Source organism: Kitasatospora sp. NPDC001119 (assembly GCF_053598475.1).
Genome location: NZ_JBSFKI010000014.1, coordinates 198699 through 225512, shown reverse-complemented (window position 1 = coordinate 225512; position 26814 = coordinate 198699). Strand labels below are relative to the sequence as shown.

The window sequence follows — 26814 nt, the reverse complement described above, 5'->3', positions numbered from 1 at the left end:
GAGTCCCACGGGCCGAGAATCGAGTCGCCTGTGTGCCCAAATTCGGGGCAAAGTGGGACAGATCGCCCCATACGTCCGAGGAGATGAGGCAAGGCCATGGCGCCAGCCATCCAAGCCGAGAACCTGGTGAAGACCTTCGGCGACGTACGAGCCCTGGACGGCGTCAGCCTCGACGTCCCCGAGGGAACGGTGCTCGGGCTGCTCGGCCCGAACGGCGCCGGGAAGACCACCACCGTGCGGGTCCTCACCACCCTGCTCCGCCCCGACTCCGGCCGCGCGGTGGTCGCCGGGGTCGACGTGCTCAAGCACCCCAACCAGGTCCGCAGCCTGATCGGCCTGTCCGGCCAGTACGCGGCGGTCGACGAGTACCTGACCGGCTTCGAGAACCTCACCATGGTCGGCGAGCTGTACCAGATGAGCAACCGCGCCGCGAAGGCCCGCGCGCTGGAGCTGCTGGAGTGGTTCAGCCTCACCGAGGCCAAGGACCGCACCGCCAAGACCTACTCCGGCGGCATGCGCCGACGCCTGGACCTCGCCGCCGCGCTGGTCGTCCGCCCGCCGGTGATGTTCCTGGACGAGCCGACCACCGGCCTCGACCCGCGCAACCGGCTCGCGCTCTGGGAGGTCATCGAGACGCTGGTCGAGCAGGGCACCACGCTGCTGCTCACCACCCAGTACCTGGAGGAGGCCGACCGGCTCGCCCACGACATCGCGGTGGTCAACCACGGCCGGGTGATCGCCCGCGGCACCGCCGACCAGCTCAAGGCGCAGATCGGCGGCGAGCGGATCGTGGTCGTGGTGCACGAGCCGGGCCTGGTCGGTGACGCGGTCGCCGCGCTGTCCCGCTACGCGCTGAGCGAGCCGACGGTGGAGAAGAACACCCGCCGGATCACCGTGCCGGTCAGCGGCGGCGCCCGGGTGCTCGCCGACGCGATCCGCGAACTCGACTCCCGCGGGATCGAGATGGACGACATCGGGCTGCGCCGCCCGACCCTGGACGACGTCTTCCTCACCCTCACCGGCCACGTCGCCGAGGAGCGGCCCGAGGAGGAGGACGGCGCCGACGCCAAGGCGCGCGGCCGGGGCAGGGGGAAGGGCGGCCCGGACGGCCCGGGCGGCCCGGGGCCGGACAAGCGGGCCGTCGCGGCCGGGAAGGAGAGCTGAGATGACCACCGCCACCGAGCACGCCATCGGACCGGCGATACCCAGGCAGCGCCGGGGGATCGCCGCCTCCCTGCACGACTCCTGGGTGGTCGCCAAGCGCAACCTGCGCCGGATGACCCGCATCCCGGAGATCGTGGTCTTCGGGCTGATGCAGCCGGTCATGTTCGTGCTGCTGTTCTCGTACGTGATGGGCGGGGCGATCAAGATCCCCGGCACCGACTCCAGCTCGGACACGTACATCCAGTACCTGATGGCCGGAATCTTCGCCCAGACCGTCACCTTCGCCGTCGCCGGCGCCTCGGCGGGCATCGCGGAGGACATGAGCAAGGGGCTGGTGGACCGGTTCCGCTCGCTGCCGATGGCCCGCTCCGCGGTGCTCGTCGGCCGCACCCTCGCGGACCTGTGCCAGACCGCGTTCACCCTGGTCGTGCTGGCGGTGGTCGCGCTGCTGGTCGGCTGGCGGATCCACGAGGGCGTGCTCAAGGCGCTCGGCGCCTTCGGCCTGCTGCTCCTGCTCGGCTACGCCTTCTCCTGGATCGGCGCGCTGATCGGCCTGTCGGTGCGCAGCCCCGAGGCGGCCACCTCGGCCGGGCTGATCTGGCTGTTCCCGCTGACCTTCGTGTCCAACGCCTTCGTGCCGGTCACCTCGATGCCGGGCTGGCTCCAGGGGATCGCGTACTGGAACCCGTTCAGCGCCACCGTGCAGGCCTGCCGGGTGCTGTTCGGCAACCAGGTCGGGCCGGTGGACAGCGCCTGGCCGATGCAGCACGCGGCGCTGGTGTCGGTGCTGTGGTCGATCGTGATCACCGCGGTGTTCTCCTGGCTGGCGGTGCGCAAGTACCGCTCCTCCACCGCCTGACCGGGCCCCGGGGCTGATCGGGCCCCTGGGTTGATCGGGTCCCGTGCCCGGCCCCGCCCGGAACGCCGGAGGGCGGCCGCGGAAGTCCCTGACTCCCGCGGCCGCCCCCGTGTCGTGGCGCGGCCGGATCAGCCGGCGTGCGGCACGACCTTGACGATCTTCACCATGGCCGGCTTGCCGTTCGGCAGCTCGTAGGTGGCCTCGTCACCGATCCGCTTGCCGTCGATCGCGCGGCCCAGCGGGGACTGCGGCGAGTAGACGTCCAGCTCGTCCGAGCCCGCGACCTCGCGGGAGGCGAGCAGGAACTCCATGAGGTCGTCCTCGTCGCCGTCGAAGGCGACCGTGACGACCATGCCCGGGGCCACCATGCCCGAGTCGGCCGGCGCCTCGCCGACCTTGGCGCGCTCCAGCAGCTGGGTGAGCTGACGGATCCGCAGCTCGTACTTGCCCTGCTCCTCCTTCGCCGCGTGGTAGCCGGCGTTCTCCTTGAGGTCCCCCTCCTCGCGCGCCGCCTCGATCTTCTGGGCGATCTCGATGCGCCAGGGCCCGGTCAGGTGGTCCAGCTCGGCCTTGAGCTGGTCGTAGCCGGCCTGAGTGAGCCAGGTCACGTTCTCACTGGTCTGGGTCACGGGTGCTCCTCGTAGGTGCTGGGGCTGTGCTGAGGGTGTGAGTCGTCAGCAGGGGTCGGTGGTGATATCGGTCTCAACTACAAAGCAACGCCCGCTCCCGTACCATCCGGTGCGGAAGGGGCGAAACCACGAGCCTAACAAGTCCTGCTGACAAGCGGGAGGGGCGTTTGCGCGCCATTGACGGCGGCGTTACGCCGAGGTGTACAGCAACCGGGTGCGGGACCCTCTACGGATGCCCGTTCTCCGGATCGAATATGCGCGCCGCCCCGGTCGGGGTGCGCTGTCCGGCCCGGGCGCGCCGCCCGCCCGGGGCGCGTTGCGCGGTGCGGGTGCGCTGTTCGATCGGGCTGCGCCACCCGGCGCGGGTGCGCTACTCGGCGGGAGTGCGCTACTTGGCGGGGGTGCAGCCCAGCAGTTCGGCGGTGGTGCCGCGCGAGGTGGTACGCAGGGTGACCACCGCGTCGTAGCTGGAGCCGGCCGCCGGGACGGGGAAGTCGGCCACCCCGACCACCCCGTGGTCGTCGCCCTGCGAGCGGACCGTGCAGCTGCCGGCCTGCCCGCTGCTCTTGCGCACGGTGAGGTGCAGCTGGACCTCGGAGTCGGAGAGCACCTCGAAGGTCGGCACCGAGCCGTTGATCTTCGACTCGCGCAGCATGTAGGAGCCGCCCAGCCAGGCGATCAGGCCCAGGCCCAGCACGCCGCAGACCGCGCCGATCACCTTCAGGCGGCGGTCCGAGTCGCGGTCGCCGCCACGGCCGTAGCGCCCCTCGGGCGGTGCGGTGGCGGTGGTGTCTGCACTCATCGGACTCCGTCCTCTCCTGGGGGAGGGGCCGCCCGGGGTGGTGCGGGGGAATGCGACGCTCCTCCAGTCCGTCACTATAGGAGGGGCACGCCCGCGGCCGGTCCGGCGGGGGCAGGGCTCGGCCGCGCCGGCGACGATCCGCGGCCCGGCCCCGCGGCGACGCGGTCCCGGAGTGAGCGGTTCGTACGGTGGGCAGACCCGGACTTCGCGGAACGCCCGACAAGTGTGGAAGGAACGCAAGGCGTTGACTGAGCAGTTGCGACTGATGGCGGTGCACGCCCACCCGGACGACGAGTCCAGCAAGGGCGCGGCCACCATGGCCATGTACGTCGAGCAGGGCGTGGACGTGCTGGTGGCCACCTGCACGGGGGGCGAGCGCGGGTCGGTCCTCAACCCCAAGCTCCAGGGGGACCCGTACATCGAGGAGAACATCCACGAGGTGCGCCGCAAGGAGATGGACGAGGCGCGGGCGATCCTCGGCGTCGACCAGGCCTGGCTGGGCTTCGTCGACTCCGGGCTGCCCGAGGGGGACCCGCTGCCCCCGCTGCCCGAGGGCTGCTTCGCCCTCCAGGACGTCGAGGCGGCGGCGGAGCCGCTGGTCCGGCTGATCCGCGAGTTCAAGCCGCAGGTCATCACGACCTACGACGAGAACGGCGGCTACCCGCACCCGGACCACATCATGACCCACAAGATCACCATGCTGGCCTTCGACGCCGCGGGTGACCCGGACGCCTACCCGGAGGCCGGCGAGCCCTGGCAGCCGCTGAAGCTGTACTACAACCACGGCTTCCCGATGGGCCGCATCCGGGCCCTGCACGAGTACCTCACCGAGCACGGCCACGAGTCGCCGTACGGCGAGTGGATCGAGGGCTGGGAGAAGAGCGGCCGCAAGGAGCGCGAGATCACCACCCGGGTCCGCTGCGGCGACTGGTTCGAGACCCGCGACCGCGCGCTGATCGCCCACGCGACCCAGATCGACCCGGACGGCCCGTGGTTCCGCGTCCCGCTGGAGGTCCAGCGTGAGGTCTGGCCCACCGAGGACTACGAGCTCGCCCGTACCCTGGTCGACGTCGACCTGCCGGAGGACGACCTGTTCGCCGGCCTGCGCACCCCCACGCCGGCGGCCGAGGCCGCCGACACGCGCGACTGAACCACCCCCCGATGGCCCGGCTCCCCGTGAGCCGGGCCACCATAGAGATATGAGCGCCTCCGTGAACCTCGTCAATCTCGCCGCTGACCTCGCCGTCGACGACGCCAAGGTCACCCCCGGCCTCCTCGGCTTCGTCGTCTTCGCCGCCCTCGGCGTCGCGACCTGGTTCCTGGCCAAGTCGATGAACCGGCAGTTCAAGAAGGTCGACTTCGTCGAGGAGCCGGAGGGCCCGAAGGAGTGAGCCGTCGGCCGGTCCCCCGTGGGGGCCGGCCTTCTCCGGAACCGGCTGGGGCCCGTCTGCGGTGAGAGCCGTCCGTTGGGTCCGTCTGCGGTGAGAGCCGTCCGCGGGGCCCGTCTTCGGTGAAGCCGTCCTGGCGGGCCGTCAGGCTTCGTAGGATCCCGAACCATGACGTGGTCGTGGCACACCGTGGTGCGCAGGGCGGGGTACGGAACGGCGGCGGCGGGGGTGCTGGCGGCCGCGCTGGCCGGGTCGGGGGACCCGGGGCCGCTGATCGTCGGCTCCGGCGCGGTGGCGGTGGTGGCCGGGCTGTTCCCGGTGCTCTGGGCCCCGGGGCGGGTCGGCGCGGTGGGCCCCTCGGTGCTGGCCGCCTGCGCGGTGTCGCTGCTGGTGACGGCCGGCTACCGGGGGCCGGCGTCCGGCGGCATCGAGTTGTGGTGGCTGCTGGAGGCCGTCGCGCTGCTCGTGCCGGTCGTCCCCGCGGTGCGCAGGCTGTCCCCGGCCGCCGCCTTCGGCCACGGCACGCTGCTGGTGGCGGCGGTGGCGCTGCTGCCGCTGCGGATCGCCCTCTGGGCCGAGCCGCCGGCCCCGCCCGTGGTGACCGTCAAGCTCTGCCTGGGCTCGGCCCTGCTGGCCTGTGTGGTGGTCGGGGTCGGCCGCTACCTGCGCTCGATGGACACCCGCGCGCGGGCGGCGGTGGTGGCCGAGCGGCGGGCGCAGCGCCTGGACCTGGCCCGTGACCTGCACGACTTCGCCGCGCACGACGTCACCGGGGTGGTGGTGCTGGCCCAGGCCGCGCAGGTGCTGGCCCAGAAGGACCCGGGGCGGGTGGTCGAGCTGCTGGCGGGGATCGAGGCGGCCGGTCGGCAGGCACTGGTCACCATGGACCGGACCGTCCAGGTCTTCACGGCGGACGACGCCGATCCGGAGCCGCGCGGGTCCGGGGCGGTCGCGACGGCCGACCGGGGCGCGGGGCGGGCGGCGGCGGGGGGAGCCGGTGCGCGCAGTCTGCGCCGTGACCTGAGCGAACTGCCCGCGCTGGCCGAGCGGTTCACCCGCAGCGGCTCCGCGCGGGTGCGGCTGGAGGCCCCCGCGGAGGCCGAACTGGCGGCGGTGCCGGCGGCGATCAGCGGGCTCGGTTACCGGCTGGTGGTGGAGGCGCTGACGAACGTCCGACGGCACGCGCCCGGGGCCCGGGAGGTGGCGATCGAGGTCGGCCCGGACCGGTGCGGCGGGCGGCCGGCGTTGCGCGTCACGGTCACCGACGACGGGGCGCCGGACGGGGCCGGGGGCTCCGGCGGTGCGGACGGCGGCGTGGGTGGCACGGGCGGCGCGGGCGGTGTCGGCGTCGGGCTCGGCGGGGCCGAGCGGGAGGGCGGCGGCTTCGGCCTCGCGGGCCTGCGGGAGCGGGTGGAGGCGGCCGGCGGCGAACTGACGGTCGGGCCGGGGCCGGAGGGCGGCTGGCGGGTCGACGCGGTGCTGCCGACGGAGGGTGTGGCGGGCCTCGGGGGCTGATCGGGCGGGGTGGTTCCGTCGGGGCCGTCCGGAGGGCTGATTCGAGCCCGCTGACGGGTCCATCCAGGCCATTCGGCACATCCGGAGGCGCCGATTTCGGCGTTCTCGACGATCAAATGGGCCGATCGGCCGATGGCGACGCGCCTCGCGGGCGGGCAAGGATGTCGGTGCGGCGATCAGGGTGCGGGGTTCCCCTGGGCCGTCCCGATGCATGAACCCCGATCGGGGGATCAGTCTGTGATTCGCATTGCGATGTCCGCCGAGGATCTGGCTCGTGTACGAATTGCTGGAAATGTCGACCAGGAGATGGAGGCGGTGCTGGCACTGGAGGCGTGGCGGAGCGGCGGGGAATTCTTCCGCCCCTGGCAGCGGGCCGTCCGCGGGCAATTGGCGCGGCAGCCGGTGCTGGCCGAGCGGCTGCGGCGCCTTTCGGGAGCCAATGGTGGTTTCCGGGACGTACTGCGGGTGTGGGCGAATGGCCGGATCGTGTCGTCCGGTCGCGGCGCCGAATCGGTGGTCCAGCGGGCCGACGTCGCGGCGGCGGTCCGCGAGTTCCACCGGGTGGCGCTGCAGCCCTGCTGGGCGGACGTCCGGTCCCGGCTGGAGGCGGAGCGGGACGCCCGCCGCCAGATCGCCGGCCGCGGCGGGGTGGACGCGCTGCTCGGCACGCTGCACCCGCGGATCCGCTGGACCGCCCCGGTGCTGGAGATCCCCGCCGAGCGGGACGTCGAACTCACCCTCGACGGGCGGGGGTTGCGGCTGGCCCCGTCGCTCTTCCTGCAGGGCGCCGGGGTGGTGCTCCGGCCCCGGCACGGGGAGCCCGAGGAGGCTCCGACGCTGCTCTTCGCGATGCGTCCCGACCGGATCGGCCTCCCCGTGCCCGTGGGGGCGCGGGAGGCGGCGGAGAGCGCGGGCCGGGGCGGGGAGGAGTCGCTGGCCGCCCTGGTCGGCCGGACCAGGGCCGCGGCCCTGCAGGCCCTGCTGGACGGCTGTACCACCGGCGAGTTGGCGGGGCGGCTCGGAGTGACGGCCTCGGCGGTCAGCCAGCACACCGCCGTGCTGAGGGCGTCCGGGCTGATCGACACCCGGCGCTGCGGCAACGGCGTGCTGCACACCGTCACCCCGCTGGGTCGGGCACTGCTGCGCGGCGAGGCCCCGTCGAGCGGGGAGGGGCGGCCCCTCGGCGGCGCGGCCCCGCGGTGGATCGGGGACCGTCGGCGGGCGCTGCGATGAGCGGCCGGTGCGGCCGGCGGCGGCCGAGCGGGCGGGCCCGCTCAGCCGCGCTCGGTCAGGCCCGACTCCCAGGCCCAGGTGGCGATGCCCACCCGGTTGCGGGCCTTCAACTTGCGCTGGAGGTTGGCCAGGTGGGTCTTGACGGTGCTCAGCGAGATGAACAGCTCGGCGCCGATGTCGGAGTTGGTCAGCCCCTCGGCGACCAGGACGGCGATCTCCTCCTCGCGGCTGGTCAGCGGCTCGACGGGGGAGCGGTCGACCCGGCGCGGGCCGGTGAAGCGGTGCAGCAGGCGGGTGGTGATCTGCGGGCTGATCAGCGAGTCGCCGACCACCGCCGAGCGGATCGCCTCGGCGAGCAGCGCGGGCCCCGAGTGCTTGAGCAGGAAGCCGCAGGCGCCGTTGCGCAGCGCGGTGTGCACGTACTCGTCGAGGTCGAAGGTGGTCACCACCACGACCTTCACCTCCGGGGTGATGCCGGCCAGCCTGCGGGTGACCTCCAGCCCGTCCAGCTCCGGCATCCGGATGTCGACCAGCAGGACGTCCGGCCGCAGGGTGCGGACGGCCTCCAGGGCCTCCAGGCCGTCCGCGGCCTCGGCCACGACCTCCATGTCGGGCTGGGCCGCCAGGATGTGCCGGAACCCCTGGCGGACGCTCGCCTGGTCGTCGGCGATCACGACACGCGTCTTCATGGCGTCATGATCGCACGGGCTTTCGGCGCCCCCGAAGTGAAGGCCGGGATTCCGCCTGGTATGCGCCGGATTCAGTTTCCGCTTAACACCGTTGTCACATGACGGGGAGTCCGGGAAGGATGGTTCCTGTCGGAACGGGGAGTCGGAGCTTCGAAGGTTCCGGCGGAAACCGGAATTCGGTTCAGCGGATATTCGAAAGGGGGCGGACGGCGAAGTGGACGCGAAATACGAGTCGTATGCGATAGCCGACCCGGTGTGGTACGACGCCCTGGAGCGGTGTGACGACCGGGCCTCCCGGTTCACACCGGGCGGGGGCGCGCTGCCCGAGGGCTGGCGCGGCCGCACCCAGGGTGTGTGGGAGGTGCTGGCGCCTTCCGGCGCCCCGCAGCTGCCGGAACAGGGCTGGAAGGTCCACGTCAGCGCCACGCCCGAATCCGCCGAGGAGACGATCGAGACGGCCTGGCGCGTCTGCCGCCGGCTCGGGCTGCCCTGGAAGTACCTGCGCAGCCGGCTGGTGGTCGCGGTGACGAACGCCAAGTACGCCGACCGGTCCGCCAGCGGCAAGGTCGTCACCGTCTACCCGAGGACGGCCGAGGAGCTGGAGACCGTCCTCGCCGAGCTGGAGGAGGCGCTGGGCGGCCGCCCCGGCCCGTACGTCCTGTCCGACCTGCGGTGGAACCAGGGCCCGGTGTCGGTGCGCTACGGGGGCTTCGCCCTGATGTGGTGCGAGCTGCCGGACGGCACCAGGGTGCCCGCGGTGAAGGACCCGGACGGCCGGCTGGTGCCGGACGCCCGGCGCCCGCGCTTCACCGTCCCGGAGTGGGCCTCCACCCCGGACTTCCTGGCCGCGCGGATCGCCGCGGCCGCCGACGACGCGGGAGCCGGCCTCGGCCGCTACCGGGTGGTCAAGGCGCTGCACTTCTCCAACGCCGGCGGGGTCTACCTCGCCGAGGACGAGGGCGGCCGACAGGTCGTCATCAAGGAGGCCCGCCCGCACGCCGGGCTGGACGCCTCGGAGACGGACGCGGTGGCCCGGCTGCTGGTCGAGCGGGACGCCCTGGAGCGGCTCGGCCACCTGCCGTTCGTGCCGGAGCTGTACGAGTACTTCACCAGCTGGGAGCACCACTACCTGGTGATGGAGTACATCCCCGGCGAGTCCTTCAGCGCCTGGCTGGGCCGGGAGTACCCGCTCACCCGGCACCGGCCGGACGCCCGGGCGCTGGCCGACTTCGCGGGGCTCGCGGTCACCCGGCTCGCGCTGGTCGAGGAGTGCGTCGCGGCGCTGCACCGGGAGGGGGTGGCCTTCGGGGACCTCCACCACCGCAACATCATGATCCGCCCGGACGGCACCGTCGCCCTGATCGACTTCGAACTCTCGACGCCGCTGGACACCCCGCGCCGGCGCACCCTCGGGGCGCCCGGCTTCACCGACCCGGAGATCACCGACGCCCGCGAGGCCGACCTGTTCGCGCTCGGCTGCTGCCAGCTCGCCGCCTTCGTCGCGCTGACCACGCTCACCAGGCGCAACCCGGCCGTCGTCGGCGGGCTGCTGGACCTCGTCGCGGAGTGCTTCCCGACGGTGCCCGCCGGCTTCGCCGAACGGATGACGGGGCGGCTCGCCCTCTCCCCGGCACTGCGCCCCCACCTCGGGGCCCGGCCCGCGGCCGGCGCCCGGGCGGAGCTCACCGCCGCGGCCCTGCTGCGCGGCATCGACGCGGCGGCGACCCCGGAGCGGGAGGACCGCCTCCACCCCGGCGACGTGGCCGGGCTGCGCCCCGGCGGCGCGCTCGGGCTGGCGTACGGTTCCTCCGGCGTGCTCCTCGCCCGGCACCTGGCCGGGGCCGCACCGGGCGGGGAACAGCTGGACTGGCTCGCCGCCGCCGTGCGGCGCGCCCCCGCGGACACGCCCGTCGGGCTGTACGACGGGCTGGCCGGAGCCGGCTGGCTGTTCCACCGGCTCGGGCACCCGGACGCCGCGAACGTGGTGGACCGGCTGCTGGCCGGCCCGCCGCCCTCCTCGCTCGGCCTGTACGGCGGCCTGACGGGCGTCGCCCAGCTGCTGCTGGAGGCCGGAGCGACGGACGAGGCGCTCGCCCTGGCCGCCAAGGCCGCCGGGCGGATCGGCGAGGCCGGGCTGCTGGACCGCCCGGGTCTGCTGCGCGGCTGGTCCGGGCCGGCGGTGCTGTTCGCCCGCTGCGCCCGCCTCACCGGCGACACGGCCTGGGCCGAGGCCGCCGAACGCGCCGTCCGCTGCGACCTGCGGCACGGCCGGCTGGTCGACGACATGCTGCAGACGTACAGCTCGGGCCGGCTGCTGCCGTACCTGGCGGAGGGCTCGGCCGGAGTGGCGCTCGCCGTCCTGGCCCTGCCCGCCGCGCAGGCCGAAGCCCTCGACGCCGAGCGGGTGCTGGAGGCCGCGGCCCGGGCCGGCGCGGTCCGCGTGGTCGTCCAGGGCGGGCTGTTCAACGGCCGCGCCGGGCTCGCCTACACCCTGTTCCAGGTCGCCGCCCGCCTGCCGCGCTGGCGGGCCGAGGCGGAGGAGCAACTCCGGCTGGTGGACCTCCACCTGGCCCCCCATCAGGACGGCAGCGTCCTGCACGGGGACCAGCTGATCCGGCTCTCCACCGACCTGGCCACCGGCTCCGCCGGCGCCCTGCTGGCGCTGGCCGCCGCCAAGAGCCCCGGGCAGTGCCTGCTCCCCGGCGCCCACCCCGTCCACGGGTGGACGCCGGAGCGGGCCGAACCCGGTACCCCGTCCCGGCGAGACGACGAGGGGAGGTGACTGTGATGGCCAACATCCTGGCGCTTCAGGAGCTCGACGAGGAGATCGTCGTCGACGCCCCGTTCAGCTCGGTCAGTGCGTTCAGCTGCTGATGTCCGTGGCCCGGTGCCGCGTTCCGGCGAGGCGGTGAGGAGGAGGTGATTGTGATGGCCGACATTCTGGCGCTTCAGGAGCTCGACGAGGAGATCGTCGTCGACGCCCCGTTCAGCTCGCTCAGCTACTGGAGCTGCTGATCCCGGCAGCCCGGTGCCGTGTACCGGCGAGGCGGTGAGGAGGAGGTGATTGTGATGGCCGACATCCTGGCGCTTCAGGAGCTCGACGAGGAGATCGTCGTCGACGCCCCGTTCAGTTCGTACAGCGCGTTCAACTGCTGACCCCCGTGGCCCGGTGCCGCGTTCCGGCGAGACGGTGAGGAGGAGGTGATTGTGATGGCCGACATCCTGGCGCTTCAGGAGCTCGACGAGGAGATCGTCGTCGACGCCCCGTTCAGCTCGTACAGCGTGTTCAGCTGCTGACCCCCTGGGTCCGGCAGTACCGGGTGACAGAGAGGGGAAGGCCGCGGCACATGCGGCCTTCCCCGGCTCTGCATTCTGTTTACCGTTTTGGGGTGAGTTAACCGTGGCCGTGGCATCAGAACCGACTACCCGTCCGAGCGGACCGCTCGGCGCGCTGCGACTGTGCGTCGCCGAGGTACGGGCGTACCCGGGGCGGGTCATAGGTGTCGCGGTCGCCTGCGCGCTCACCGCCACCGGCGTGGGCGCCTGCCTGCTGCTGCTCGCGGCGGTCAGCGGCCCGTCCTACCCGGAGGGTTCGTCCGCCGCGGCGGCGGCCAAGGACGCGCAGAACCTGCTGGGCCTGCTGCTGACGATGCTGCTGATGTCGGCGGTGCTGGTGACGGGGTCGACGGTCGCGCTCTGGACCAACCAGCGGCTCGGGCAGTTCGCCGTGCTGCGCGCCCTCGGGGTGACGGCCGGCCGGCTGCGGGCCCTGGTCGTCGCGGACGTCGCGCTGGTCGCGCTGGCCCCCTCCGCCGTCGCCGCGGTGGCCGGGACGGTCCCGGTGGCCGGGTTCGGCCGGCGCCTGCTGATCGAGCGCGAGCTGTTCCCCGCCGCGGTCGACCTGCCCTCCGCCGGGCAGACCTGGGCGATCGCGGTCGGCGCCTGCCTCGGCACCTGCGCGGTCGCGGTGCTGGCCGCGCTGGCCAGCGTGCTGGCGGCCGGCCGGGTCCAGCCGATCGACCTCCTCAAGGACCAGTCGCTGGCCCTGGCCCCGCCCCGCCGCAACGTCGGCCGGCTGGTGGCGGGCATCGCCATGGTCCTGATGCTCTGCGGGCCGCTCGTGGCCCTGATGGTCGTGATGGACCTGCCGCCGGTGCTCCAGGGCGCGCTGGTGATGGGCCTGGCCACGGCCGTCATCCCCACGCTCGCGGTGCTCGCGCCCTGGTTCGTGCCGCTGCTCGTCGGCCCCTGCTGCGCGGTGCTGCTGCTGCTCGACCGCAAGGCCGGCCGGATCGCCGCCGCGGGGCTGCGGGCCGCGCCCGCCCGGACGGCCGCGATCGCGGTGCCCGTCCTGCTGGCGGTCGGCACCGTGGTCTGCCTGCTCGGTTCGGGGGCCACCATCGGGGCCGCCGTGCAGCAGCAGACCGAGCAGGCGCTGCGGGCCGACGCGGTGGTGACGGCCGAGCCGGGCCACCAGCTGCCCGCCCGGCCCGCCGGCCTGCCCGGCGGGACGGCCGTCGCGCCGATCGCGACCAAGGTGACCGCGCCGCCCAGCTTCTACGACGACAAGCCCAAGCCCACCCGCGCCTGGGGCGTCGACGGGGCGGCCCTGCGGAGCGCCCTGGACCTCGGCGAACAGCAGGGCCGGCTGGACGAGTTGGCTCCCGGCACGTTCGCCGCGGGCAGCACCGAGGCCACCGCGCGCCACTGGAAGCTCGGCCAGGACGTCACCTTCACGCTCGCCGACGGACAGCAGGCGCAGCTGCGGCTCGTCGCCGTCTACCAGCGGGACCTGGCCTTCCCCTCGTACGTCCTCCCCGTCGACCTCGCCCTCGAGCACACCCCGGCCCCGTACGCCGACCGGGTGCTGCTCCGCGGTGACCCGGGCGCCTGGGAGCTCCGGCCCGGCCAGCGGCTCGCCACGCGGGCCGACTACCTGGCCCACCTGCGGCCGCGCAACGTGCAGGACGACATGGCCTCCCGGCTGATCGTCGCCGTGGTGGGCGGGTACGCGCTGCTCGCCCTCGCCAACACCTGTGCCATCGCCCAGCGGGACCGCCGTTCCCAGCGCGCCCACCTGCGGGCCCTCGGCCTCGGCCGCGGGCAGCTGCTGCGCTGCGTGGTGTACGAGGTGCTGGCCTCGGCGCTGGTCGGGACGGTCCTGGCGGTGGCGACGGCCGGGATCTGCCTGGTGCCGCTGGCCCGGGCCGTCGGGCAGGGGGCGCTGCCCGCCCTGGACGTGCCGTGGACGGTCGGCGTCCTGGTCGGGGTGCTGGTCGCCACCGCCGTCCCGGCGGCGCTGGCGGCCCGTCCGCTGCGCGGCATCCGGCGACAGTTCGCGACGGGGTCGGCGTGAGCGCGGCGGCCGCCGGAGGGCTGGGGCGGTCGTTCTGGCTGCTCTACGGCGGCGAGTCCGCCTCGGCCCTGGGCACCGCCGCCTCGGTGATCGCCCTCCCGGTGGTCGCGCTGCGGGCCGGCGGTGACATCCGGCAGGCCGGACTGGCCGGTACGGCGCTCTCCGTCGGGGTGCTGCTGGCCAGGCTGCCGGCCGGCGTCCTCGCCGACCGCCGCGAGCGGCGGACGGTGCTGCTGACCGGCAACGCGGCCGGCGCACTCGTCCTGGCCGCGCTGGCCCTGTCGGCCTCCGGCGGCATGCCGCCGCTGTGGGCGGTGCTGGTCGCCGCCCTGCTGCTCGGCGCGGTGGGCAGCACCCTGGCACCCGCCGAGAACGTGGTGGTGCGGTGCTTCGTGCGGCCCGAGCACCTTCCCCGCGCGGTCGGCCTGCTGCAGAGCAGGCCGGCCGTCGCGGCGATGGCCGGCCCGGTGGCCGGCGGTGCGCTGCTGGCCGTCCACCCGTCCTGGGTGTTCGCCGTCGACGCCGGCAGCTACCTGGCGGCCGTCTGCTGCGTGGCACTGCTGCCGAAGGGGAGGCGGGAGCGCCCCGGGGACGAGCCGGCCGCGCCCGGCGTCCGGGCCGCGCTGGCCGAAGGCGTCCGGTTCATCTGGCGGGTGCCCTTCCTGCGCTACGCGGTGGTCAACGCGGCCGTGCTCAACCTGGTGTTCAACGGGCTGCTGATCGTGGTGGTGGCCTCGGGCGGGGGCGCCGTGCACATCGGGGTGCTGACCGCGGCCCTGGGCACCGGCGGGCTGGCCGGATCGCTGCTCGCACCGGCGCTGGTCCGGCGGCTGCCGCCCGCCCGGGGCATCGCCCTCGGCACGGCCGTGGTCGCGCTCGCCCTGCCCGGCTTCACCCTGGCCCAGGGGCACTGGGCGGCGGTCCTTCCGCTGGCCCTCGCCGCGGCCGCCGGGCCGGTGGTCACCGTGCTGATCGCGGTCACCCAGATGGAGGTGACCCCGCCGGGTCTGCAGGGCCGGGTGCACAGCGGCATCGGCTTCCTCGCCCAACTGGTCGCACCCGCCGGGCCGACCCTCGCGGGCCTGTGCGCCCACGCGTTCGGACTGACCGGCACGGTGGCCGGCGCGGCCGTGGTCGTGGTGGTCCTCGCCGCGGTCGGGCTGGCCGCCACCGCGGGTCGGACCGGCGGCGGGCCCGCCGCCGGTCCGACCGGGGCCGGGGGTGCCCCGGAACGACGGAACGACAACTCCGCGGAGGCCGTCCATGGCTGACCTCGACCACCGGGCCGCGCCCCCCGGGCCGGCGGCGCCGAACCTCACGCCGGCGGACCCGTACCGCTGGCTGGAGGAGGCGGACGCCCCGCGCACCCGGGCCTGGCTCACCGAGCAGCGGCGCCTGCTGGCCGCCCGCCCGCAGCGCTCCGACGAGCCCGCCTGGGCCGCCCTGCTCGACCGGGTGGAACGGGAGGCGCCCGACCGGACGCCCACCCCGCCTGCCGAGGCCGGCGGCCTGCTCTTCCGCCACGAACGCGGCCCGGACGGCGACGTCCTGACCGTCCGGCACCCCGACGGCACCCGCCGGACGCCCACCGAGGGCGTCATCGGCCCCGGCGACCGGATCGCCGGCTGGCAGCCCGAGCCGCACGGCCGGTTCATCGCCGTCCAACTGCACCGGGACGGAGCCGAGAACGGCGGCCTGCACCTGCTCCCCACCCGCCCGGGCGACCGGCCCCACCACCTGCCCGACGCGGCCCCGTACGCCACCCTCGCCTTCACCGGCGAGGCGCTGGTGTACACCGCCGGCACCCGCACCGAGCACACCCTGGCGGCCCGCCACCCGGGCGGCGGCCCGGCCCGCCGGCTCGCCCTGCCGGTGCCCGGCCCGGTCCGGCTCACCCTCCACGGCGGTCCCGGCGGGAACCTGCTGCTGCGCACCCGCCCGCAGCCGTCCGGCCCGGCGCGCTGGTGGGCCACCCGGTGGACCGGCCGGGCGGTGCCCGACTGGCAGCCGCTCGACCTCGACGGGCGGCGGGTCACCGCCCTGGACCTGAACGAGACGGTCTGCTTCCTCGCCGCCGACGAGCTGCTCGCGCTGGACCTGGACGAGCTGGCCCGGGGCGCCACCCGCGGGCCCGCCGTGGTCGCGCCGCTCGCCGTCGGTGAACCGCCCGCTGCCGGTGAAGCCCAGGCGGGCCCGGTCACCGCCCTGCGGGTGCTCGGCCCCGGCCGGAGGCCCGGCCTGGCGTTGCTCCGCCGGCTGGGGACCACCCACCGGCTCGACCTGCACCGGCCGGGCGGGGCGCCGGGCGAGGCACCTGGCGGCGGAGCCACCGCACTGCACTGGCCCGCCCGGCTGCGCCTCGGCGCCACCCCGTACGACCGGCACGGGCGGGTCGGCGGGTCGGTCTGGCTGCTCGCCGACGACCCCCGGTACGGCACCTGGACCAGGAACCTGGACGGCTCCGGCCCGGTCGAACCCCCCGAGCGCCGCGCCGCGCTGCGCACCCTCACCGCCGTCGGCCGGGACGGCGCGCCCGTCCCGGTGACGGTCTGCGACCCCGGGCCGCGGGACCGCGGCCGCCCCGCGCCCACCCTGCTCACCGTCTACGGGGGCTTCGGCCTCCCGCTGGAACCCTCCTGGGACCCGGCCATGGAGGCCTGGCTGCGGGCCGGCGGCCGGATCGCCTGGGTGCACGCGCGCGGCGGCGGCGAGCTCGGCCCCGCCTGGGCGGCCGCCGGCCGGGGCCCCGGCAAGAGCGCCACCGTGGACGACTTCCGGGCCGCCGCCGCGATGCTGGTCGAACGCGGCGAGGCCCCGGCCGGCGGGCTGGGCGCACTGGCCGCCAGCAACGGGGCGCTGGTGGTTGCCGCCGCGCTCACCCGGGAGCCCGGTCTGCTGTCCGCCGCGGTGTGCGTGGCCCCGCTCACCGACCTGGCCCGCTACCAGGTCGGCGGCCTCGGCCGGCTCTGGGCGGAGGAGTACGGCGATCCGGCCGACCCGCGGGCGCTGCGGGCGCTGCTCGACTACTCCCCGTACCACCGGGTGGTGCCCGGGACGGCCTACCCGGCGGTGCTGCTCGCCACCGGGGCGAACGACGCGCGGGTGCCGCCCTGGCACGCCTGGAAGCTCTGCGCGGCGCTCGGACGGGCCTCCACCGGGGCGGCGCCGGTCCTGCTCGACCACCACGACAGCGGCGGCCACCAGGGCCGTCCGGCCGCGGCCGGACGGGAGCTCGCGGTCCGCTCCCTCGCCCTGCTGGCCGCCGGCACCGGCCTGCTGCCACCCGCCGACCTGCCCGCCGGTCCGTGCGGAGCCCCGCCCGCCGGTCCGCCCGGCCCCCGGCCCAGACCGCAGTCCTGACCTCAGCCCGTGTCCAACCGAGGAGAGCACCACCGATGACCGAGCCCCAGTCCCTCGCGGGAGGCCCGTCCCGTCCCGGAGGCCCCCGGGCCGCCGCGAACCACGCCCCGGCCGCCGCGTCGGCCGTCGACCTGACCAAGGTGCACGGGTCGGGCGACGCCCGGGTGGTGGCACTGGAGCGGGTCTCGGTGTCCTTCCGGGAGGGGGAGTTCGCGGCGATCATGGGCCCGTCCGGCTCCGGCAAGTCCACCCTGCTCCAGTGCCTCGCCGGACTGGAGTCCTGCACCTCGGGCGCCGCCCGGATCGGCGACACGGACCTCACCCGGCTGAGCGACGGCCAGCTGACCAGGCTCCGCCGCGACCACGTGGGCTTCGTCTTCCAGGCCTTCCACCTGATCCCCACCCTGACGGTGTCGGAGAACATCGCCCTGCCGCTGACGCTGGCCGGCCGCACCCCCGACCGGCAGTGGCTGGACACCCTGGTCGAGGCGGCCGGCCTCGGCGCCCGGCTCGGCCACCGCCCGGCCCAGCTCTCCGGCGGCCAGCAGCAGCGCGTCGCCTGCGTCCGGGCGCTGGCCGGCCGGCCCCGGATCGTCTTCGCCGACGAACCGACCGGCAACCTGGACTCCCGCTCCGCCGCCGAGATCCTCGCGCTGCTGCGCCGGTGCGTCCGGGAACTCGGCCAGACCGTCGTGATGGTCACCCACGACCCGGTGGCGGCCTCGTACGCCGACCGCGTCGTCTTCCTCGCAGACGGCCGCATCGTCGACGAACTCCTCGGCCCGACCCCCGACCAGGTGCTCGGGCGGATGCGCACCTTCGACGCCAACCTCGGCATCAGCTACTGGTCCGGACCGGCCTGACCTGCCGCGCGCCGACCGCCGGATGCGCGAGGATGGGGGGCATGCCGAACCGTCTCGCGGACGCGACCTCGCCGTACCTGCTCCAGCACGCCGACAACCCCGTGGACTGGTGGCCCTGGACGCCGGAGGCCTTCGAGGAGGCGCGGCGCCGCGGCGTACCCGTTGTGCTGTCGGTCGGTTACGCCGCCTGTCACTGGTGTCATGTCATGGCTCACGAGAGCTTCGAGGACGCCGGGCTCGCCGAGTACCTCAACGAGCGGTTCGTCCCGGTCAAGGTGGACCGGGAGGAGCGGCCGGACGTCGACGCCGTGTACATGGAGGCGGTGCAGGCCGCGACCGGGCAGGGCGGGTGGCCGATGACGGTGTTCCTCACGCCCGACAAGGAGCCGTTCTACTTCGGCACCTACTTCCCGCCGCAGCCCCGGCACGGGATGCCGTCCTTCCGGCAGGTGCTGGAGGGTGTGGAGGCCGCCTGGCGGGACCGGCGGGAGGAGGTCGGCGAGGTCGCCGGACGGATCCGGGCCGACCTCGCCCAGCGGGCCGCCGTGTACTCGGCCGGCGCCCACAACCCGCCCGGCGAGGCGGATCTGCACCAGGCGCTGGTGGCCCTCAGCCGGGACTTCGACCAGAGCCGCGGCGGCTTCGGCGGCGCGCCGAAGTTCCCGCCGGCCATGGTGCTGGAGTTCCTGCTGCGCCACCACGCCCGGACCGGCTCGGAGGCGGCCCTGGAGATGGCCGTCCGCACCGGTGAGGCGATGGCCCGCGGCGGCATCCACGACCAGCTCGGCGGCGGCTTCGCCCGGTACGCGGTGGACGCCGGCTGGGTGGTGCCGCACTTCGAGAAGATGCTGTACGACAACGCCCTGCTGCTGCGCGCCTACCTGCACCTGTGGCGGGCCACCGGATCGGCCCTGGCCCGCCGGGTCGCGCTCTCCACGGCGGACTTCCTGCTGCGCGAACTCCGCACGCCCGAGGGTGCGTTCGCCTCCGCCCTGGACGCCGACAGCCTGGACGAGGAGACCGGGCAGTCCGCCGAGGGCGCGTACTACGTGTGGGAGCCCGGTCAGCTGGTCGACCTGCTCGGCCCCGCCGACGCGGCCACCGCCGCCCGGCTGTTCACCGTCACCGCCGAGGGCACCTTCGAACACGGCACCTCGGTGCTCCAACTCCTCGCCGACCCCGAGGACTTCGCCGAGTACGAGACGATCCGGGCGCGGCTGGCCGAGGCCCGGGCGGCCCGCCCCGCCCCGGCCCGCGACGACAAGGTGGTCGCCGCCTGGAACGGCCTGGCCGTCGCCGCGCTCGCCGAGACCGGCGCGCTGCTGGACCGCCCCGACCTGGTCGAGGCCGCCGAACGCGCCGCCGACCTGCTGCTCGCCGTCCACCTCACGCCCGACGGCCGGCTGCTGCGCACCTCCCGGGACGGCCGGGCCGGTGCCAACGCCGGCGTGCTGGAGGACTACGCGGACACCGCCGAGGGCTTCCTCGCGCTGTACGCCGTCACCGGCGACGCCTCCTGGCTCCAACTGGCGGGCGGCCTGCTCGACACCGTGCTCAAGCACTTCACCGACGAGGCCTCCGGCGCGCTCTACGACACCGCCGACGACGCCGAGGAGCTGATCCGCCGCCCGCAGGACCCGACCGACAACGCCACCCCGTCCGGCTGGACGGCCGCCGCCGGCGCCCTGCTCACGTACGCCGCGTACACCGGCTCCGACCGGCACCGCACGGCCGCCGAACGGGCCCTCGGCGTGGTCGGCGCCCTCGCCGGCCGGGCACCGCGGTTCATCGGCTGGGGACTCGCCGTCGCCGAGGCGTTGCTCGACGGGCCGCGCGAGGTCGCCGTGGTCGGCCCGGACGGCGACCCGGCCACGGCGGCGCTGCGACGGGCCGCGCTGCTCGGGACGGCGCCGGGAGCGGTGGTCGCGGTCGGCGCGCCCGGGGAACCCGAGGTGCCGCTGCTGGCCGACCGGCCGCTGGTCGGCGGCGCCCCCGCGGCGTACGTCTGCCGGCACTTCGCCTGCGACGCCCCGACCACCGATCCGGCGGAACTGGCCGGGAAGCTGGGCACGGCGGTCGAGTAGCGGGCGCCCCGGCGGGGGCGGGCAAGCCGTCGACGGTGGGGGCGGGCAGGGGTTCGACGGCGGCCGGATAATCGTTGGCGAGCGGGGTCCGGCCGGGTCCACCATGGGCCATGACCTGGACTTTCAGCACCTCCCTCGACGAGTTCCGCGACCAGGCGGGCGCCTTCCTGGCCGCCCGCCCCGCCGAGAACACCGTCCTGCTCACCATCGCGCACCGGCTGGCCGAGTCCGGCCTGACGGTGTTCGGCGAGCCGCCGGTCTTCGGCTGGTGGCGGGCCGAGCAGGGAGGTCCGGTCGCGGGCGCCTTCCTCCAGACGCCGCCGTTCGCCCCCCGGCTCTCCTTCATGCCGCCGGCCGCGGCCGCCGAACTGGCGACCGGCCTGGCCGCCGCCGGAGCCGGCTTCACCACGGTGACCGGGGTCGGCGGGGGAGCCGAAGCGGTCCGCGCCTTCGCCGCCGCCTGGACGGCGGCCACCGGCACCGAACAGTCCGTCCGTGTCGACGAACGGCTCTACCGGCTCGGCGAGTTGACCGACCCGCCGCGCCCGCCCGCAGGCCGCCACCGGCTGGCCGAACCGGCCGACCGCGAACTGGCGATCCGCTGGTACCAGGAGTTCCTGGCCGAGGTCGAGGTCGAACTCCCCGACGTCCCAAGGGCGGTGGACGAGCGGACCGCGAACGGCTGCCTGCACCTGTGGGAGGACGACGGCCGCCCGGTCGCCCTGGCCGGCAGCAGCCCGGTGCTCGCCGGCATGTCCCGCATCGGCCCGGTCTACACCCCCGCCGAAAGCCGCGGCCACGGCTACGGCACCGCCGTCACCGCCGCCGTCTCGGCCCACCTCCTCGCCCACGGCGCCACCGAGGTCCTGCTCTACACCGACCTCGCCAACCCGACCAGCAACTCCATCTACCAGCAGATCGGCTACCTGTCGGTGGAGGACTCCCTGATCGTGGACTTCCGGCCCCGGTAACGGAGTTACGCGTCCCTGGTCAGATGCACGCCCGCCACCCCGGCCACCTTCGTGCCGAAGGGATCGGTGGCGGCCGCCGCAGTGGCGGGCGCGGGCAGCCGGTCGGCGCTGAGGTACGTCTGCGCGCAGGTGAGAAGGTTGCCGCCGGCCGACTTCATGTCGCCGGCGAGCCCGTCCAGCAGCGACTTCCAGGCGGTGCCGCACCCCTGCAGCGCCGCCCCGCTCTGCCACCCCGCCAGCCCCCCGGCCGCCTTGTCGCCCGGCTCCGCGAGCTTCGCCGTCTCCTCCGGAACCTTCCCGGCCACTGCCAGCGCGTTGTTCCCGGCGGCGGTCAACTCGCCTGGTTTTACAGTGAATCCCTTGCCGTCACCCATCGCTCTTCCCCCAATGCCGCTGTGGCAGACGTGGGTTATGGTAGCGGTGAGTATCGGGGGGAGCACTCATGGCTGATCCGGATCAGCGGGCCGGCGCGGGCCGGCTCGACTTCGCGAGCCTGAAGAACGCCAGACCGGGGGACCTCCACGCGGCCGGCGACGCGTACGACGCACTCCACAAGGCGTTCGCGCAGCACACCGCCGACTGGAAGCGCGGCACCACCGACCGGGTCCACGGGTCGGGCTGGAGCGGACCGGCAGCCGACGCCGCGATCCCCTCACTGGACGGCACGACCACCCAACTGCACGCCGCCGAAACCGAACTGGCCGCACTCGGCCAGACCCTGCGGGACTACGCCGACCTCTTCGGACTCGCCCAGTCGAAACTCCGGCAGGCCGTCGTCGACGCCGGTGCCAAGGGCCTGACCGTCAGCGACAACGGCACGGTGAGCTGGCCCGCGCCCACCGGCCCGGTGGACGCGAACTGGGAGACCAAGCAGAAGGCGGCGGCCGAGGAGATCGCCAAGCGGATCACCGCCGCCCTCACCGAGGCCGGGACGGCCGACCAGACCCTCGCCGGGCTGCTCAGGGGCTTCACCCAGCACGCCACCAGCAAGTCGGGCCTGACCCTCGCGGTCGCCGAGGCCGACCAGCGGACGGCGAACGAGTCGGGCGCCCCGTACCTGAGGGACATGCCGGCCGCGGGAGCGCCGCCCACCGAGGTCAACAGCTGGTGGAACGGCCTCGACCCGGCGGGCCGGCAGTGGTTCATCGACCACCACCCGGAGAAGGTCGGGAACCTGGACGGGATCCCGGCGGACGTGCGGGACCAGGTCAACCGGAGCTACCTGGACAAGCGGCTGAGCGAGCTCAAGGGCAAGCAGCGGACGAAGGAAGAGGAGGCGGAGCTCAAGAAGCTGCAGCCCATCTGGGACCGCCTCGATCAGGACGGCGGGGCGACGGACGGTCGTCCCCGCACGTATCTGATCGGTATCGGTGCCGAAGGCCAGGGACGCGCGATCCTCTCCTACGGGAACCCGGACACCGCCACCGACATCGCCGCCTATGTTCCCGGCGTCACCACGGATCCCAGTTCTCTCGGCCCGGCCAAGCACGGGGACACGCCGGGCACCAACGAGTCGGAGAACGCGCTGAACGTCTGGCGCGAGGCCAACAAGAAGGTCAAGCCCGGCGGTTCGGTGGCCTCGATCGTCTGGCTGGGCTATGACCCGCCCGGCGAGGACCTGAACGCGGCCGACCCGAAGGCGGCGGTCAAGGGCGCACCCGACTACGCGAGGTTCGTCACCGGGCTCCGGACGACCAACAGCAGCGGCCAGTGCCCGCACATCACCTCGATCGGACACAGCTACGGCTCGGTCGTGGTCGGACTGGCGACGAAGGCGGCCACGCACCAGGGGAACTACACGCCACCGGATGATGTGGTGTTCATCGGAAGCCCCGGCACCGGTGTGGATCGCGCCTCGGAGCTCCGGCTGCCCGGGCACGTCTGGGCCGGCGCGGCGGACAACGACGTCGTCACCCACGCCTCGTCGCCCCGAGGTCTCGTCCCGTGGCCCCTCGGCGCTCACCCGGACGAGAACTGGTACGGACGGGATCCGGCGAGCGAGTCCTTCGGTGGCAAGCGCTTCACGGTCTCCGAGTACAGCCAGGGGGCGAACCTCGTGGGTGCGCACACCAAGTACCTCACCCCGGAGTTCGGTGGCCCCTCGCTGGGCAACATCGCCTCCATCGTCACGGGCAAGGGCGGCGACGTCCATGTGACGGGTGGCCGATGAGGGCCCGCTGGAAGCTGGTCGGATCGGTCGTGCTGGCCTTCGCCGTCGTGGTGACCGCCTGTTCGGTGCTGTTCTTCAACGGGTACGGACCGCTGGCGTTGGCCGATCGGCGGTCGCGGCTGTCACCCGGAGCGGCGAAGGTGCGGATCGACCATGCCCTGCGCACCACGATGGGGGCGGTCTCTCCGTCGTTGGCCTTCGCGGGTGCCTATTTCGAGGTGCGCAGGGAACGGGACCGCTGGGACGGCGAGCCGAGCATGGTGTCGGCGGTCACCGAGGTCGTCGTCGGTCGGACCGCGGTCGCGAGTACGAGGCTGCCGGCCCTGATGGACCAGGTGACCCAGGCCTGGCAGGGACTCGGAAGTACCGTGGTCCATCGGTCGAACCCCTCCGACGAGATCCAGTCCTTGCACGGGGTCGGGGAAGCGGGCGGCGAGACGTTCCTCCTGTTCCTTGCGGCGGCACAGCCGGACTCGACGTACCGGGTGAAGTTCCTGGTGGAGGCCTACGGGGTGCTGTACCAGCCCGCCCACGAATACGAGCCGGTGTCCCCACTCGCCAGGACATCGCTCGCCACGATGGGCGACCCCGTCGACGACCCGTACTGGTCGCACTGACCCCCACCCCCCTCACTCCCAGTCCCACCGGATCCCCAGGAGGCACGGCCGTACCGCCGTCGCCACCAGGTGGACGCAGTGGTGCCCGTCGAGGGTGAGTTCCTCGGTCTCGTACGGGGCGGCGCCCGGCGAGTGCAGTGCGAAGCGGTGGCAGCGGACGGGGAGGGCGGCGGGGTGGAAGGTGACCTGGAGGACGTACTGGCCGGCGCCGGAGTTGAAGCCGCGGACGTATTCGCAGCTGGGGTCGGGGGAGGGGGCGTCGTCGAAGCCGTAGCCGAGCAGGTGGGTGTCGCCGGCGCGTAGGCGGCGGTCGAGGAGGAGTTCGGCGGCGAGCAGGTGGTGGGCCTGGTCGCGGCGGACGCGGCCGGGGCGGCAGTTCTCCTCGGCGCGGACGCCGACGCGGGTGATGTCGCTGCCGGGGTCGCCCTGGTAGAGGGCGAGGTAGCGGTCGATGCCGTCGCGGTGGGCGCGCAGGGCGTGCTGGGAGTCGCGGCGGGCGAGTTGGCGGTCGGGGCCGACGCGGATGCGTTCGATGTGGGTGATGGTGTGCAGTCCGGTGTCGCGCGGGCCGGCGAGGGTGGCGAGCAGGTCGTCGACGGCGACGGCGGGGGAGATGAGGTCGCGGTAGGGGCGGACGGGCGGGCCGGCGGGGGCGGGGCCGGCGGCGCGGCGGGGGCCGAGCAGCCGGGTGAGGGAGTGCTCGGGCAGGTCGAGGACCTCTTCCAGGGCGGCGACGGCGCGCAGTGACTCGGTGCGTTCGGGGCGGCGGCGGCCCTGCTGCCAGTAACTGAGGCTGGTGAGGCCGACGGTGACGCCGCGCAGGGCGAGGTGGCGGCGGATGCGGTGGAGGGCGAGGCCCCGGGCGGAGATCGCGGTGCGCAGGGCGAGGTGGAAGGGGCCGGTGCGCAGGGCGGCGGCGAGGTCGGCTGGGTCGCTCTTGTGGATGGCGGCCTCCTGGGGGACGGGCGGACCGGCGTGCGGGCGGCTCGGACGGAGCGGCGTTTGACCGTGAATATTCACATCGGTGCGGTGGTTTGTCACCGGTCCGGGCCTGCTGCGCGGTGGTTCTCCGGGCGCCGTTCACATCCGCGTCCGCCCGTTCACACCTCGGTCGGGCCCCGCGGAGGGCCGTTGACCTGTCCCTGACGAGGCGCGATGCTCGGGGCGCGATCCGGACCGCGCCCCCACACAGCACCTCGCTCCACTCGTGCAAGGAGGCTTTCCCGCCATGCCAGTTCCACGAATACGGCTGCGCCGCGCGGTCTCGCTGCTCGCCCTCGGCGTGCTGGGCCCGGCGCTCACCGCCGCGGTGGCGGCGCCCGCGATCGCTGCCCCGGCCGGGCAGCAGACCCAGGCCCAGTACCAGGACCGGACCCAGGCCCAGACGCAGGCCCAGACGCAGACCCAGGACCGGGCCGCGCACCAGGTCCGCCAAGCCGCCGCGCCCGGCAGCACGGCCGACCTGGCCGGCACCTTCAAGAAGCTCAACATCACCATGCAGCAGCAACAGCAGACCAACTGGTGCTGGGCGGCGAGCGGGAACACCATCGCCACCTGGTTCGGCTACAACTACAGCCAGAACCAGTTCTGCAACGCCGCGTTCGGCCGCTCCGCCAACTCCAGCTGCCCCAACAGCCAGGCCACGCTGGGCGACGTGCAGAACGGGCTGAACTGGGTCGGCATCAACCCGGGCTCGTACGTCAACGGGTACCTGAACTACGGCACCGTGCAGTCCGAGGTGAACGCGGACCGCCCGATCGAGACGCGCATCCAGTGGAGTTCGGGCGGCGGCCACATGCACGTCCTGTACGGCTACGACACGTCGAGCAACTGGGTCTACTGGGGCGATCCGTGGCCCTCCAACTACCGCTACAACTGGGCGGAGTACGGGTACTACGTGAACAACAACACGTTCTCGTGGACCCACTCCCTGTACCGGATCGGCGCGTGAGGGCGGCCATGACCGAGACCAAGAGCCGCCGTCGGGCCGCCACCGCGACCGCCACCGCCCTGCTCGCCGCCGGCCTCGCGCTGGTGCTCGCCCCGGCCGCGCACGCGGACTCCCCGTCCGCCCCGGCCCCGGTGCCCGCCGCCGAGCTGGCGCAGGCCCGCGGCGCGGTCCAGGACCCGGCCGTCCTCGACAAGGTCGGCCACTTCTTCGCCCGCAAGGGCGTCCCGCCGACCCGGCAGCTGACCATCGGCGCCGCCGAGGAGGCCCGGGCGGCGGGCGAGGCCGCGCCGCGGCTGGTCGGCGACACCGTGCCGGTGTACGTCCTGGACCCCGGCTTCGTGGCCGGTACCCCCGGCGCACCGGTGGCGACGTCGGAGTTCACCGCCAGCAAGGTGGTCGCGGCGGACGGGCAGAGCGCCTCGGTCTGGACCGTCCGACAGGGCGGCGGCTGGAAGGTGGTGAACATCGCCTCGGGCGGTGACGAGAGCGACTACGCGGCGAAGGCGGCGGGCAGCGGCGGTGGCACCGCCTTCCGCGAGCCGCAGGTCAACGCCTGGTACGTGCTGCGCGACGGCCGGGTGCTGCCGCTGGACGACGAGGCCCGGCGCTCGGTGGGCGCGGGCGGGGTCACGCTGGCCGCGTACCAGCAGCTGGTGCACCAGCGGTACGGGGACAAGCTGCCCGGCTCGGCGTACGACCGGGCGGGCAAGGGCGGCGGCTACGAGGCGGACGCCGCGCCGGAACTCGCGGCCGCGCCGCGGTCCGGGACGGCACCGCAGCCCGGGGAGGGCCCGCAACTCGCGGTCGCACCGCGACCCGCGGGCGGCGGTTCGGCACTGCCGGCCGTGACGGCGGCGGCCGCCCTGGGGGCCACCGCCCTGGTGGGCGCGGGTGCCGTGCTGCGGCGGAGGGGCGTCCGCCGCGGCTGACGGCGGGCGGGGTCGCGAGAGGTTCACAGAGGCGCTCGGCCGGGTTCTCCCGGCCGGGCGCCTTGCCGTGGTCACGTTCCGTGATGTGTCCTGGAAGTGCTGCTTCCGCACAAGGAATTGACGCAACGTTGATCTGTCGTTCGCCGCCTGGGGGCGGTTGGCCATGACTGACGGTAGATACGATGTGGCAATCGGTCAGTGCTGGCCGACGCGTGCCGAGAGCGGAGAAGAGGT

The 26814-nt window shown here is 74.5% G+C and carries 24 protein-coding genes; 19 read left to right on the top strand and 5 right to left on the bottom strand.

What is annotated here, in order from left to right:
• Positions 1-96 precede the first annotated feature (96 nt).
• Positions 97-1164, top strand: coding sequence for an ATP-binding cassette domain-containing protein (locus tag ACWDD9_RS19705; RefSeq protein WP_079271856.1), 1068 nt, complete (start codon positions 97-99; stop codon positions 1162-1164).
• 1 nt (position 1165) lies between these two features.
• Positions 1166-2023, top strand: a complete 858-nt coding sequence (locus ACWDD9_RS19700) for an ABC transporter permease (RefSeq protein ID WP_049654712.1) — start codon at positions 1166-1168, stop codon at positions 2021-2023.
• Positions 2024-2151: 128 nt separating this feature from the next.
• Here ACWDD9_RS19700 and greA read toward each other — a convergent pair whose 3' ends face one another.
• The gene (greA, locus tag ACWDD9_RS19695; RefSeq protein ID WP_049654713.1) at positions 2152-2652 is read right to left on the bottom strand and encodes a transcription elongation factor GreA; all 501 of its coding nucleotides are present in this window, start codon (positions 2650-2652) and stop codon (positions 2152-2154) included.
• Positions 2653-3040: 388 nt separating this feature from the next.
• Positions 3041-3454, bottom strand: coding sequence for a DUF4307 domain-containing protein (locus tag ACWDD9_RS19690; RefSeq protein ID WP_049654714.1), 414 nt, complete (start codon positions 3452-3454; stop codon positions 3041-3043).
• Between the two features lie 244 nt (positions 3455-3698).
• On the opposite strand from ACWDD9_RS19690, the gene mca reads away from it, so the two are divergent.
• From mca to ACWDD9_RS19670, 4 genes are all read left to right on the top strand, one after another.
• Complete coding sequence (gene mca / locus ACWDD9_RS19685) at positions 3699-4604, top strand: mycothiol conjugate amidase Mca (RefSeq protein WP_449812158.1); 906 nt, start codon at positions 3699-3701, stop codon at positions 4602-4604.
• A gap of 49 nt (positions 4605-4653) precedes the next feature.
• Positions 4654-4845: a hypothetical protein gene (locus ACWDD9_RS19680; protein ID WP_049654716.1), complete on the top strand. Its 192-nt coding sequence runs from the start codon at positions 4654-4656 to the stop codon at positions 4843-4845.
• A gap of 165 nt (positions 4846-5010) precedes the next feature.
• A complete protein-coding gene (locus ACWDD9_RS19675; protein ID WP_449812157.1) occupies positions 5011-6357 on the top strand; it encodes a sensor histidine kinase in 1347 nt (448 codons plus the stop codon).
• A 315-nt stretch (positions 6358-6672) separates the two neighbouring features.
• Positions 6673-7590, top strand: a complete 918-nt coding sequence (locus ACWDD9_RS19670; protein ID WP_449812156.1) for an ArsR/SmtB family transcription factor — start codon at positions 6673-6675, stop codon at positions 7588-7590.
• A gap of 41 nt (positions 7591-7631) precedes the next feature.
• Here the strand turns inward: ACWDD9_RS19670 and ACWDD9_RS19665 are convergent, their stop codons facing one another.
• Entirely contained in the window at positions 7632-8279 is a 648-nt protein-coding gene (locus ACWDD9_RS19665) for a response regulator (RefSeq protein ID WP_049659617.1), read from the bottom strand.
• Positions 8280-8493: 214 nt separating this feature from the next.
• Between ACWDD9_RS19665 and lanKC the strand changes: the two genes are divergently transcribed.
• From lanKC to ACWDD9_RS19620, 9 genes are all read left to right on the top strand, one after another.
• Positions 8494-11061: a class III lanthionine synthetase LanKC gene (gene lanKC, locus ACWDD9_RS19660; protein WP_380778080.1), complete on the top strand. Its 2568-nt coding sequence runs from the start codon at positions 8494-8496 to the stop codon at positions 11059-11061.
• Positions 11062-11063: 2 nt separating this feature from the next.
• The gene (locus tag ACWDD9_RS19655) at positions 11064-11153 is read left to right on the top strand and encodes a class III lanthipeptide (protein WP_220450056.1); all 90 of its coding nucleotides are present in this window, start codon (positions 11064-11066) and stop codon (positions 11151-11153) included.
• A 51-nt stretch (positions 11154-11204) separates the two neighbouring features.
• Positions 11205-11294: a class III lanthipeptide gene (locus tag ACWDD9_RS19650; RefSeq protein ID WP_198959315.1), complete on the top strand. Its 90-nt coding sequence runs from the start codon at positions 11205-11207 to the stop codon at positions 11292-11294.
• Between the two features lie 391 nt (positions 11295-11685).
• The gene (locus ACWDD9_RS19645) at positions 11686-13635 is read left to right on the top strand and encodes an FtsX-like permease family protein (protein ID WP_449812155.1); all 1950 of its coding nucleotides are present in this window, start codon (positions 11686-11688) and stop codon (positions 13633-13635) included.
• Positions 13632-14906 (top strand): MFS transporter, encoded by a 1275-nt coding sequence (locus tag ACWDD9_RS19640; protein WP_449812154.1) that lies wholly within the window; start codon positions 13632-13634, stop codon positions 14904-14906. Before ACWDD9_RS19645 ends, ACWDD9_RS19640 begins: the two co-directional genes overlap by 4 nt.
• On the top strand, positions 14899-16995 hold the full coding sequence (locus ACWDD9_RS19635; protein ID WP_449812153.1) for a prolyl oligopeptidase family serine peptidase: 2097 nt from the start codon (positions 14899-14901) through the stop codon (positions 16993-16995). The genes ACWDD9_RS19640 and ACWDD9_RS19635 overlap by 8 nt, the downstream gene beginning before the upstream one ends.
• Before the next feature lie 35 nt (positions 16996-17030).
• Positions 17031-17858 carry an ABC transporter ATP-binding protein gene (locus ACWDD9_RS19630; RefSeq protein WP_079271858.1) on the top strand — a complete coding sequence of 276 codons (828 nt, stop codon included), beginning with the start codon at positions 17031-17033 and terminating at the stop codon, positions 17856-17858.
• Between the two features lie 41 nt (positions 17859-17899).
• A complete protein-coding gene (locus ACWDD9_RS19625) occupies positions 17900-19942 on the top strand; it encodes a thioredoxin domain-containing protein (protein ID WP_449812152.1) in 2043 nt (680 codons plus the stop codon).
• Between the two features lie 110 nt (positions 19943-20052).
• The gene (locus ACWDD9_RS19620; RefSeq protein WP_449812151.1) at positions 20053-20913 is read left to right on the top strand and encodes a GNAT family N-acetyltransferase; all 861 of its coding nucleotides are present in this window, start codon (positions 20053-20055) and stop codon (positions 20911-20913) included.
• Between the two features lie 5 nt (positions 20914-20918).
• Here the strand turns inward: ACWDD9_RS19620 and ACWDD9_RS19615 are convergent, their stop codons facing one another.
• A complete protein-coding gene (locus tag ACWDD9_RS19615) occupies positions 20919-21248 on the bottom strand; it encodes a hypothetical protein (RefSeq protein WP_380737559.1) in 330 nt (109 codons plus the stop codon).
• 107 nt (positions 21249-21355) lie between these two features.
• Here ACWDD9_RS19615 and ACWDD9_RS19610 point away from each other — a divergent pair, with 107 nt between their 5' ends.
• Positions 21356-23083 (top strand): alpha/beta hydrolase, encoded by a 1728-nt coding sequence (locus ACWDD9_RS19610; RefSeq protein WP_388044454.1) that lies wholly within the window; start codon positions 21356-21358, stop codon positions 23081-23083.
• Positions 23080-23700 carry a hypothetical protein gene (locus tag ACWDD9_RS19605; RefSeq protein ID WP_375874173.1) on the top strand — a complete coding sequence of 207 codons (621 nt, stop codon included), beginning with the start codon at positions 23080-23082 and terminating at the stop codon, positions 23698-23700. The genes ACWDD9_RS19610 and ACWDD9_RS19605 overlap by 4 nt, the downstream gene beginning before the upstream one ends.
• 12 nt (positions 23701-23712) lie before the next feature.
• On the opposite strand, the gene ACWDD9_RS19600 is transcribed toward ACWDD9_RS19605, so the two are convergent.
• Positions 23713-24645, bottom strand: a complete 933-nt coding sequence (locus ACWDD9_RS19600) for a hypothetical protein (RefSeq protein ID WP_449812164.1) — start codon at positions 24643-24645, stop codon at positions 23713-23715.
• A gap of 283 nt (positions 24646-24928) precedes the next feature.
• Between ACWDD9_RS19600 and ACWDD9_RS19595 the strand changes: the two genes are divergently transcribed.
• Together ACWDD9_RS19595 and ACWDD9_RS19590 are read left to right on the top strand one after the other, a co-directional pair.
• Positions 24929-25651 (top strand): papain-like cysteine protease family protein, encoded by a 723-nt coding sequence (locus ACWDD9_RS19595; RefSeq protein WP_449812150.1) that lies wholly within the window; start codon positions 24929-24931, stop codon positions 25649-25651.
• 8 nt (positions 25652-25659) lie between these two features.
• Complete coding sequence (locus ACWDD9_RS19590; RefSeq protein ID WP_449812149.1) at positions 25660-26580, top strand: hypothetical protein; 921 nt, start codon at positions 25660-25662, stop codon at positions 26578-26580.
• Positions 26581-26814 lie beyond the last annotated feature (234 nt).